The organism is Mesorhizobium sp. M0938 (genome assembly GCF_040319125.1).
In the GTDB taxonomy this organism is placed as follows: domain Bacteria; phylum Pseudomonadota; class Alphaproteobacteria; order Rhizobiales; family Rhizobiaceae; genus Mesorhizobium; species Mesorhizobium robiniae.
This window is the reverse complement of sequence record NZ_JAMYNS010000047.1, coordinates 1-2500: the sequence shown is the minus strand read 5'-3', so window position 1 is coordinate 2500 and position 2500 is coordinate 1. Positions and strand designations below refer to the sequence as shown.

Below are 2500 nucleotides of genomic sequence, written 5' to 3'. Positions count from 1 at the left end.
AAACTCCGAATACCTGGGAGTACTAGTCGGCAGACACACGGCGGGTGCTAACGTCCGTCGTGAAAAGGGAAACAACCCTGACCTACAGCTAAGGTCCCCAAGTTATGGCTAAGTGGGAAAGGATGTGAGGATCCCAAAACAACCAGGATGTTGGCTTAGAAGCAGCCATCATTTAAAGAAAGCGTAACAGCTCACTGGTCTAAATAAGGGTCTTTGCGCCGAAAATGTAACGGGGCTCAAGCCATACACCGAAGCTTAGGGTTCGTAGCAATACGAGCGGTAGCGGAGCGTTCTGTAAGCTGATGAAGCCATACCCGTGAGGGGTGGTGGAGGTATCAGAAGTGCGAATGCTGACATGAGTAACGTAAGGGGAGTGAGAGACTCCCCCGCCGAAAGTCCAAGGGTTCCTGCTTAAAGCTAATCTGAGCAGGGTTAGCCGGCCCCTAAGTCGAGGCAGAAATGCGTAGACGATGGGAACCACGTTAATATTCGTGGGCCTGGAGGAAGTGACGGATCATTGAGGTAGTCCAATCTTATCGGATTGAACGGGCTGCTGCGTGGTTCCAGGAAATAGCTCCTCCTTATAGACCGTACCCGAAACCGACACTGGTGGACTGGTAGAGTATACCAAGGCGCTTGAGAGAACTATGCTGAAGGAACTCGGCAAATTGCACGCGTAACTTCGGAAGAAGCGTGACCCTTTTCCACGCAAGTGGAGGAGGGTGGCACAGACCAGGGGGTAGCGACTGTTTATCAAAAACACAGGGCTCTGCGAAGTCGCAAGACGACGTATAGGGTCTGACGCCTGCCCGGTGCTGGAAGGTTAAGAGGAGGGGTGCAAGCTCTGAATCGAAGCCCCAGTAAACGGCGGCCGTAACTATAACGGTCCTAAGGTAGCGAAATTCCTTGTCGGGTAAGTTCCGACCTGCACGAATGGCGTAACGACTTCCCCGCTGTCTCCAGCATAGACTCAGTGAAATTGAATTCCCCGTGAAGATGCGGGGTTCCTGCGGTTAGACGGAAAGACCCCGTGCACCTTTACTATAGCTTTACATTGGCATTCGTAGTGGCATGTGTAGGATAGGTGGTAGGCTTTGAAACCTGGGCGCCAGCTCAGGTGGAGCCACCCTTGAAATACCACCCTTATCACTATGGATGTCTAACCGCGGCCCGTCATCCGGGTCCGGGACAATGTATGGTGGGTAGTTTGACTGGGGCGGTCGCCTCCTAAAGAGTAACGGAGGCGCGCGATGGTGGGCTCAGAACGGTCGGAAATCGTTCGCTGAGTGCAATGGCATAAGCCTGCCTGACTGCGAGACTGACAAGTCGAGCAGAGACGAAAGTCGGTCATAGTGATCCGGTGGTCCCGCGTGGAAGGGCCATCGCTCAACGGATAAAAGGTACGCCGGGGATAACAGGCTGATGACCCCCAAGAGTCCATATCGACGGGGTTGTTTGGCACCTCGATGTCGACTCATCGCATCCTGGGGCTGGAGCAGGTCCCAAGGGTATGGCTGTTCGCCATTTAAAGCGGTACGTGAGTTGGGTTCAGAACGTCGTGAGACAGTTCGGTCCCTATCTGCCGTGGGTGTAGGAATATTGAAAGGATCTGTCCCTAGTACGAGAGGACCGGGATGGACGGATCTCTGGTGGACCTGTTGTGGCGCCAGCCGCATAGCAGGGTAGCTATATCCGGACGGGATAACCGCTGAAGGCATCTAAGCGGGAAACCCACCTTAAAACGAGTATTCCCTGAGAACCGTGGAAGACGACCACGTTGATAGGCCGGGTGTGGAAGAGCGGCAACGCTTGAAGCTTACCGGTACTAATAGTTCGATCGGCTTGATCGTTCTCATTCCCTATGCCCATCTGACAAAGTCAGATGATCTGTTCTCACTCACGCTTGTTCCGCCCTGCGGGCGGCGCTACGTGGGTGCGGCGCATCGGCGCCGACGGTCGGTCGACCTTGCGAAGCTTCGCTTCGAAAGGCGCCAAGACCGAAAGAACGGTAAAGGCACACATAAGACCAGCGAACAGCTCACAGAGAGCAGAAAATAGGGTCCCCTATTGGCTACTCACTATCGGCTATTCGCTCAAAAAGCTTCTCGAGCAACGTGCGCTTTGCCGACCTGGTGGTTATGGCGGAGCGGCTGCACCCGATCCCATTCCGAACTCGGCCGTGAAACGCTCCAGCGCTGATGGTACTTCGTCTCAAGACGCGGGAGAGTAGGTCGCTGCCAGGTCTGCAAAACGCACGTCGCAAAAATCCAAATCTTCTCTCTACAAACAGGCCCGCCAATCGGGAGAACGGGCCGCGCAAGCGGCCCTTTCAATTGGCGGAAGGCATCAAGAAGGACATTTTGCCTCCGGCAAAAGTCCGTTGACGCGGGGTGGAGCAGCCCGGTAGCTCGTCAGGCTCATAACCTGAAGGTCACAGGTTCAAATCCTGTCCCCGCAACCAAACACAAAAACGGCCCGCTTCAAGCGGGCCGTTTGCGTT

At 54.8% G+C, this 2500-nt stretch carries 1 tRNA gene and 2 rRNA genes (1 of these 3 cut by a window edge); all 3 read left to right on the top strand.

Annotated elements, in window-relative coordinates:
* Window positions 1-1850 (top strand): 23S ribosomal RNA (locus NKH73_RS32450) (it extends 956 nt beyond the left edge of the window).
* 278 nt (window positions 1851-2128) lie between these two features.
* Window positions 2129-2243, top strand: a 5S ribosomal RNA gene (gene rrf, locus NKH73_RS32445).
* Window positions 2244-2384: 141 nt separating this feature from the next.
* Window positions 2385-2461, top strand: a tRNA-Met gene (locus NKH73_RS32440).
* Window positions 2462-2500: the final 39 nt, after the last annotated feature.